The sequence below is a fragment of the Teretinema zuelzerae genome, from assembly GCF_021021555.1.
Classification (GTDB): Bacteria; Spirochaetota; Spirochaetia; order Treponematales; family Treponemataceae; genus Teretinema; species Teretinema zuelzerae.
The window spans coordinates 1,155,133-1,164,353 of sequence record NZ_JAINWA010000001.1; the positions used below are offsets into that span (position 1 = coordinate 1,155,133).

The 9,221-nt window shown below is 50.1% G+C and carries 3 protein-coding genes; all 3 read right to left on the reverse strand.

The annotated features are described in order from the left end of the window. Positions 1–260: 260 nt before the first annotated feature. Genes K7J14_RS05285 through K7J14_RS05295 form a run of 3 tightly spaced genes read right to left on the reverse strand, consistent with a single transcriptional unit; the run spans position 261 to position 9,219 of the window. Positions 261–1,637, reverse strand: coding sequence for an acetate and sugar kinases/Hsc70/actin family protein (locus tag K7J14_RS05285; protein ID WP_230754013.1), 1,377 nt, complete (start codon positions 1,635–1,637; stop codon positions 261–263). Between the two features lie 20 nt (positions 1,638–1,657). Beyond that, entirely contained in the window at positions 1,658–4,792 is a 3,135-nt protein-coding gene (locus K7J14_RS05290; RefSeq protein WP_230754015.1) for a DEAD/DEAH box helicase, read from the reverse strand. Between the two features lie 32 nt (positions 4,793–4,824). Next, entirely contained in the window at positions 4,825–9,219 is a 4,395-nt protein-coding gene (locus K7J14_RS05295) for an Eco57I restriction-modification methylase domain-containing protein (RefSeq protein WP_230754017.1), read from the reverse strand. Positions 9,220–9,221 lie beyond the last annotated feature (2 nt).

A 9,221-nucleotide genomic window follows, 5' to 3' on the forward strand; every position in this document is an offset into this window, starting at 1 on the left:
GTGACCTGGACTCCGCGGAATCCTTGGTATATAAATCAACGAGGTGATTGTTGGCAAAGCGCATGATGAATCCGGATAACCCACGAAAAAACAGAGGAGAAGTAGCGTCACTTTCATTCGCAAAGACACGCTCTATTCCCATTTTTGCAACAGATGAGATGGACCTCCAACCGATTATAGATTCAGTTTTAAATACCGGAATACATAATATTACTTGCCTGCGGGTATACAAAACATTGTTTTTTCTTCAAAAAAAAATACTATTTCCCGTACAGTTCTTTCTGTCTGTCCTCTAGCAATTCTTCCCTGTTCTCATCTCGGTATTTGATTTCTTGCTTAGTAAAATGCCAGGGGAATCCTTTGATCGGAGGAAAGTGTGATGTAGCGAGCATCCGGGCTATCAGTAAACGACCATAAGGATCAGTTTTGGCAAAATCGGAACTGAAATAGGTTGTAAGAGGGACGCGTTTCAGGTCAGGAATCTTTGCGCCATGAAAGGCTTCTAGATGACTAAAAATTACTGAATGATACCACTTATATTCGGAACCTCCGCCAAACATAAAATAAGGCAGATAATTTTTTGACTTGTATTGCAAATCCATTTTATCCCGATACTTCTCTTTCGCGTTCATTACAACATTAGCAAAAGCTTCTCTAAACAGTTTTTCACATTCTTTGTATTTACTTTCATCAAACAATGTTGGATCGGGACACAGCCGGCTAGTATTTTGAAAATAGTTTTTTATCTTTTCACGTGTGTCAGATCGTTGATAACTAGCAGAGACTGTATCAACCAGAGCTTCAACTCCAAGCGGAATTACTTTCTGACTCAGGAATATACACTCTGGAGATCCATTATCGCGACTTATATACAGTGTTGCGAGATCTGTTGTTCCACCGCCGATGTCTATTATGGTATAGAAACCAGTTGAAGTTTGAGGATCCTTAAGATAGGCCATAGATTCGGCATATAGTTCAGGCAATGTTGTCAAACGCTCATTCTTCAACCAGTCGGGCTGATTCTGGAATCCGGTAACCATTCGATCCAATTCAAAAAGATTAATGGAAGCTTCCGTAAGCATGGAGCTCAATTGAAACCCTGCATGTAAAACCAAATCGTATCTTTTCAGATTAACATCGTCATAATTTTCGATGGGCACCCCCATATTCACTGTCCACCGTATTTCACGGTGAGCATTTCCCTGTCCTACTTTAGTTTGAATTTGCAGAAAAACTTCGCGCAGCAAAGAGGCTATAAAAAATACAGAACAGAGAGTTTCAGGATTATGTGCTAACTCACCGCAATGTTTCTGCAGACAGCGGCTTTTCTGCAATACATCCCGTATCATTGTATATTTGAAGTATTGGATACAATCAAATACCTCTTTTTGCGGCTTTGTATAGTAGAGCCGTTTTGATTTATTACTGAAGTATACTTTCGTAGGTTTGAAGCAGGTTGGCTGACCGTTATCGTCCATGAAATCAACAGGAACGCCTTTTACTCCCTGAAGGGAATAACACACTTTGCTGTAACTTGTACCGAAATCAAGCCCGATGATGATTTCGATCGGTTCATCAAGATGATTATCGACGATAGTATTTTTTGTACTGAATGATTTTTTATAGTTCTGATTCATGTATGCATTCTCCTTTTAGTTCAATATATTTTAATGATTCCTACTCCAATATCCTGTAACGAACAACGTGCCTTTTGATTTTCTTCAAGACGGCGAAGCTGAAAAGTACGTGTGTTTTGTGCTTTTACTATTTTTGACTGATTCAACTTAATCATTCTTTCTGATCGTTGATTTTCCTGCATTTGTAGAATCAACTTTTCTATAGACTGTATTTTACGGTTGGTTGTCATATTAATATAATTACGTTGTTTTTCGCACATTGCTTCGTTTTCCGCAAAATATTTGTGTTCGAACTCCGTGAATGAATCGCAGGCGGAATTTTGTGCCAGCTCCATAGCTTCAAGAACTTGTTCATACTCAGAAAGATCTTCTGACCAGTTCTGATAATCAGTACCATCATAGAGAGCAGAAGTAATAATCAATTCTGATCGCGACAGATCAATCAACTCCTTTGTTTCAATATCGCACAACCAGTATTTTAGCTCCTTTGTATCTTTGTAGCCTTTGGTATCCCATTGTTGGATGCAATAGACGAAAACACCTGAATGAATTTGGTACTTTGCTTCGTTTTGAAGATTCAAAGCTGAACAACAAAATTGAGTAAATCCGGTGCTTTCTGTTTTAGTAGAAATCCAGCGCACCAAAGGATGATTAATATCGATTATTTCATAAGCGTTTCGACGAACCTTCTCTCGTGTTTTGCTTTCAAAAAGACATAAGACATCGGCGATCTCATGACCAAGATTAGTCATTCCCCGGAGGTTGTTCTGTTCAAGAAACGATGTCAAATCATATTTCGCATCGGCTGAAAGATTGATAAGACGGGTATCCGGAACCGAATGCGGTCTGATACGGCTACCCGGATAGTAGCGTTGGAAGAAATCGTCTATGTAGGCTTCAAGATCGCGAGAACTGATAAAACGGTTGTTTCTTGCTGATTCATCGATATTCTCCAAGATAAAATCCTTGAACGCTATTGAACCTTCGGCCTTTTTTTCCAATTCTTCAATTGTCTGCTTCGCACTCGCTATCGCGTCAATTGTCCGATTTGCACGAGCAATACGCTCCTCGTCGGTCAGTTCCGAGTTCATTAGTTCTATCGCAAGTTCCGAAATTTTTTCACCAAGAATTTCTTCTATATCTCCTATTGAAGAAGTAAAAATATCTATACGGTCATACAATCTTTGTAATACCCGATCTTCGACCGTATTGGAACAAATCATGTTGTAGATAAGTATTTTTTCGGATTTTTGACCTATACGGTCGATACGACCAATACGTTGCTCCAGACGCATTGGATTCCATGGGAGGTCATAATTAAACTCAATGCTTGCGAACTGAAGATCGATACCTTCAGAACCAACCTCTGAGGAAATTAATACATTGAGCCCGGGACTGTTTTTGAAACGTTCAATGATTTCGTTTTTTTCATCGCCCATTCCACCCATGATATACACAGAAGAAATTTCATCCTCATTTAACCGTTTATACAGATATTCGATCGTTCGACGATAGAATGAAAACAGAACGATCTTGACTGATGGATCTTTTTTAAGAAGTTCGCGCATTCCTTTTCTAAGTTCAGCATATTTCGAATCATTTTTACGTAAAATTTCTATATTGATGTCATCAATCGCAACGGAAATAGTTTTTTTTACTGTGAACTCCGAATCTTCATCTTCTGTTATAATCCCGATATCCTCCCAGAGAATATCTTCCATTTGTTCGTTATCCTTCCAATGCATAAAGGCCGCTGGCAAGCAACTAGCCATTTGCCGCTGCCTTGCTATCAACGAGAATTGCGAGAACGAACCTTTCGCTTTTCCTTTCTCTCGAAGATCCATTGACACTTTCTGATAAATGCCCAATTCATAATCAGACAGCATATACTCAAGTGTTTTTGGTACCCGGGTGGTACTTTCCTTGAAAGCGTCGCGCTTTCGGGTCCGGCTTACAAACGGGCTATAAAAATATTTATTTTGAAGTTGATTGTTGGATTGTATGCGTAAATCAGGATTGGCAAGTATTTCAGGTAGTTTGCCAATAAGCTGTTGTAAATAGGTATCATCCCTGAAAAAAAAACTTTGATTCAATTCCTCGAAATCGTTATAAAAATCTTCAATATCCCGGGCTGTCCGTATCTTGTTCGCTATCTCTACCAGAATTCTATTTTCAGAGAGCAATTCGATAAATGTGGGTTTATCGAAAAACTCATCCGGAGAAAGAAGTTGAAGAAGATTAAAGAGGTTATCTTCACTTGTCTGTATTGGTGTCGCGGAAAGCAGTACCAGCGATTTGGTGTTATCTCGCACCCGTGTCGCCGTTTTGAAACTCGCGGTATTGGAATTTCTCAGGTAATGGGCTTCATCAATAACGACAAGATCAAGGATCTCTTCACGTTGCCCACTCGCCAGTTCATCCAGCAACCAATATAATTGTGATCGAGGATTCTTTACTTCGATGTAATCCTCACGCTCCTTATATCGTATACCCTCAAGACTTGTGATGCACACAAAGTTTTCCTGATTGTGGTTTGATGATGCAGTTTTTACTATTTCAAGGAGTTTTTTAACGTCAATAATTTCAGCCTTGATGGCAAAATAATTCAGAAGGTCATTTCGCCATTTTTCACGCAGGGCTGCAGGACATACAATGAGCATTCGCCGCGCGTTTTCACGTGCTTGTAGTTCTTTCCAGATATATATCGCTTCTATAGTTTTTCCAAGACCAACCTCGTCTGCAATGAGGAGTCGGCCGGTGGTTGATTCGATGAACTTCATTACGGGTTTGAACTGATGCGCCATGAAATCGGTCGTTCCGTTATGCATCGAATAAAAGATGTTTGTCAGCTGTCCTTTAAGCCGAATATGCAGGATCAGTCTTCGTAAATCGGTGACCCCGCCAAAGCGTCCTTTCTGAAAAAGTTCAACCAGATCATCTGTCTCGGGAACTTTCTCAAGAAATGATTGCAGTAAAAAACTGCGTTCAAACTCTGAAAATGACACTTCCCATCTAACAGAATCCCCGGACCCTTTACACTTTCCTGTAATCAGTCCTATCCGATTATCAAATTTATCCAGCACCCGGTCCCCGCGGACAAAGGGCATTAACTGTGAAAAGTTCTGTAAAGAATTGCTCAGTTCATCTTGCATCATACTCTGCTATTACCTTGTTCGTTTACCTTTCATCACTCCCCCTCGTCCCACGCATCAAGCACCAGTCTCATTGTCCGGTATTCCCCGTAGTCCCGCGTTTCGTTGTTCTTGAGGACGCGGAATGTTTCGGATGGGTAGTCCTCGCCCATGACGGAAGCGGGGTCAAGGATATACATGAGTTCTTCGCGATTCAGTCCATATAAGCGGGCGTAGCGGGCGTCGAGTTGAGCACGAAGCGTGGCGCGGCGATCCGGGTTCCAGGGAAAGGGCGGAAGGCGCGCGGGGTTCCAGGGGGTGGTTTCCAGTTCGGCGGCAGGGGGTATCCAGCTTTCGCTTATGCCCCGCGCGCCGTCGCTTGCGGCAAGCAGTGCCGCCCGCAAGGTGCCATCGCCAGAGTTCCAGATATCCCGTGCCCAGGGTGCCATGTCATACGAACAATACGTCAACTCCAACACCCGCGGCACGATGAAGAGGATATCAGCGGGCGAGTACGCCTGCGGCGGCAGAACGGGAAATTGCTTGAGATAATGATAGGTTAAAGAAGTTCCACCAATTTTCTGCCTTGCAACAAAATCAAAGGAGATGGAGATTATATTGCTTAAGAACAGTGCAAAATAATAGGTGGGTTGTTTGCCTGAAAATTTGAACAAAGGCATTTTATGATTTACCCCTGCCAGCGGCATGACGCTGGCGATGACGGTGCGTTCATCAGTTGCGCGGCAGATGTCGCGCCAGCCCATCAGCCAGCCCGGGCTCTCTTCGCGGGCGAGGGCCTCGAAGGCGGCGAGGAGGTCCGCATCTGATGCCGCTCGCGGGAGTATGGAGAGGCGGGGGTGGTCGGCGGCGGCCGGGGTGTGGGAGAAGGCGTCGAGGGCGGCGCGGAGGCTCGCGGCGTCAGCAGAAAGCCAGGGTTTGACGAGGCTTTGCGGGAGGCGGGTAACGCGGGCGATGACTTCGCGGGAGTCTACCCAGTAGCGGGGGCGCACGGCGAAGTCGGGATTGGCCTTTTCGTCCTCCCGCGCGTTCCGCACCCCGGCATCGTCACCGTCGCCCAAGCTCGCTTGTAGCGAGCCGCGCGCGGCGGCCGGCAGCGGAGAACCCGCCGCATAGGTTGCCCAGCGGTGATCAAATTGATGGATCATCTTTGCCTCGTAGAGCGGGAGGGCGCCGGATGCGGGTTCAAAGCGGAAGAGACCGGAATCGTTTGACATATCGAACAAGCGTGAAAAACTGATACCCCACGGGTTCTCACCCGCGCGGGTAACCGTACCAGCGGGATTACACTCTTCGTCCCGGATAAGGACGGGCACCCTGGTGTAGACCTTCTTGGTGATCTCGGCGTCGCGGGCGGAGCGGAAAACCGGGCAGGTGCGGGTGTTGGGATTGATAAGGGCGAACTCGTCCGCGCGCAGGGCAAAGTGGCGCCGTGCGTCCGCAAGCTGGCCCGTGTTCCCCAAAAAGAAGGCGAAGTCCGCGAGCGGGGCCGGAGCCAGGGTTTGCAGGGCAAATTTGAAACGGCTGTCCACCGAGGGGAAAAGTTTCTCGCGATTTTCAAAATCATAAAACGACGCAAGCATTCCCTTGGTGGCGATGTGGCCAAAATACAACTTTGTTGAGTCGTCCGTCGCGATGCCGGAGGGAGTAATAAAACCCGCGCGGCCATTTACGGAACGCAGGGAATAGATAAGCTCGGCAAAGAGGGCGTAGGTGTTTACGTCGCCGATACCCGTAAGGGGATAGCGGCCGCCATCGCTACCCGGCACATGGGCAAAGAGACTCGCGGCCTCGGCGATACGCTTGGCGCTTTCAAAGGCAGAAAAAAGCTCGCGGTCAAGGGACTGCGCGCTCGTTGCAAGGGAGGCGATCATGGCACCGCGCTCCGCCTTGTTCCGGGCATTCGCGATAGCGGGGGAACGGGCCGCGAAGAACTCCTCCTCCTGGAGCTTGATACGCTCCCACGGAGGGTTCCCCAGCACGCAGTCGAAGCCCGGCGTGGCGCGGTGGAAGATTTCGGGGAACTCGATGGGCCAGTGGAAGAAAGCTGCTTGCGCGCTTGCCTCGCGGGAGCGCTCGCGCACACCCTGCTGGAAGGCACCCTCGCCCGTACCCTGCGTAAGGGCGCGGACATCGGCGCTCGTGGGTACCGGCTCACCCGGCTTCTTGGGAATAAAAAAAGAAGCCGTCCACACATCGCAGGCCGCGCGCGCCTGAAGGAAGGACGCACTCGAAGTAAGCGTACGGAACAGGGCCTCCTTGCTCTCGATGGACGCAAGGGACTCCGAATCTATCGCGTCCAGCTTGTGGTGAAACATTAATAACTCGCCCTGCGCCTTGCTCAAGGGCTCGTCGAAAAGACCCATTTGACCGGCCGCGTCCTTCTCGGCCTTGTTCCGCTTCTTGAGGGCGGAAGACGTCGCCTTGTCGTCGCCCGTAAGCGGCTTGTAGGCGTCATCGGGAATACCCTTGGACAGAACTTCGAGAGACGACACGCCCACGAGCGAATTACCGCAGCGGATATGGTGATCGAGAAAGCCTAAGGGCTTACCTGGCTCAAAGCCCTCGAGCCAGAGGGCCGTACGCGCAAGCTCAACCGCCATGGGGTTAAGGTCCACCCCGTAGATACAGCGCGAAATAACCTCGCGCAGGGCACGGCGGTAGTCCCCGTCGCGAAGGCCCCCGTCTGAACGAACAGTGGCAAGGGCTTCGGCGAGGCGCCGGGCAGCCGCAAGGAGAAAGTGACCCGAACCGCAAGCGGGATCGATGACCGCGATGGAGAGAAGCGCCTCTTCCGGGCCAGGGACAGAAACGGAAAGACCGGAGTGCGGAAGCGGGGCTTGCCCCGTTTCCGGGCGAGGACTTGCAGTGGATGGCCCGGTCGGACGCGGCGAAGCCGCGGACGAGGCCCCCAATTTCTCCTGAATAACCGGATCGAGGGCGCTCTTGATGAGTTCCTGCACGAGGGAGTCGGGCGTGTAGTAGGAACCCGTGGTCTTGCGCGCGTTGCCCGCCGTGGAACCGCCCTCCGCGTCGACGCCGACAAAGCCGAAGCTGCGGCTCGCGAGGTCCACCACCGGGACGAGCTCGAGGAGACTCTCGTAGACCGAACCGAACTCCTCCGTATCCATATTCTTGTAGTCGATGAGGGAGCGGGAACCGGCGACTTGGGCCCAGCGGAGACGGCGGATGGCCTCGAGAAGAGCGGCGTTGGAAAGGGCGCAGTCGTCGAGATGGGCGCACTGATTTCCCGCGAAAAGCCCACCCAGGGCGGGGAGATCGAGGGCGGCAACGCCAGAACGGAGAGCGCGGAAGACTACCTGCACGCCCTGCCAGAGATCGCCATAGCGGTCGGAGGCGCTTGCGCGGAGGGCGCGGTCGCGAAGGCGCGCCATGGAGTAGCCCGAGCGATAGAGGCTCTGAGCTTTTCTGAAAGCGGGGGAGAGATTTCCTTCGGGATCGCCCTGCGTGTGGAGAAGGCCGCGTTCTTCCAGAGTAAAGAGGAAGAGGAAGCGATATATCAGGCGGAGGAGCTCGCGGTAGAAGTCGTCGCGCGTAAGGGTTCCAGCGTTGAGGGCTTCCCGAAGGTGACGGTTTGCAGGGCTATCCGCTTTGAGAAAGCCGGAGCCGAGTTCGATCAGGGCGCGGGTAACGCCGAGGCGGAGACCGTCGCGAACGCGCGTTCCGGATTCGGCACCTTCGGCTTGCCAGGCGTCCCAGACGGTGCGTTGCATGCCGGTATCCGTGTTCTGCGCGAAGGATGCGCGGTTTGCGCGGCTATGATGGAACAGGCGCCACAACGCGCAAAAATCCGGGAAACGCTGTTCGCGCATAATAACGGAGAGATCGAACTCGAGGTAGGCCGGGCGCACCAGAGAATCGGAGTCATGAAGGAGGCGGATGACCAGGCCGTTCGTGACAAAGGCCCAATCGAATTCGGGAGATGCGTTTAAGAGGGTTTGCGCGAGGGCGAATGCGCTTTTCCGGTATGAGGCTTCGCCGGTGATGCTGAAAAGAGGATCGGCCTTATCGCAGGAAAGCGTCCAGGGGGCGATAACAAGCGGAATCCCGGGAGCCGCTTCCTTGAGCGCAGGCCAGGTTCGTTCCCCGATGGTGAGCGGGGGGAGTTCCGTTATGGAAGTGTATCCCAGCGCGTCCCTGAAAAACTCGGTCATGAACGACCGGGTATGAGACGCTTCGCGTCCCGAGTGAAATTCCTTTTCCTTGTCGAACTTGTCCCAGACAGCCTGGGCGATCTGGAACGCGCGGCCGTATTCGTCGCTCAAGCGCAACCCGCGCGGAAGCGCGAAGTCAGCAGGGGTTTGCAGGGATGCGGTTCCCAGCGCGGCCTTCTCCAAAATGTCGGCTACGAAAAGAGATCCTTCCAGCGTAATCGTGTCGAATGAACAGGTTCGTGTTCTATTGTGTTTCATGA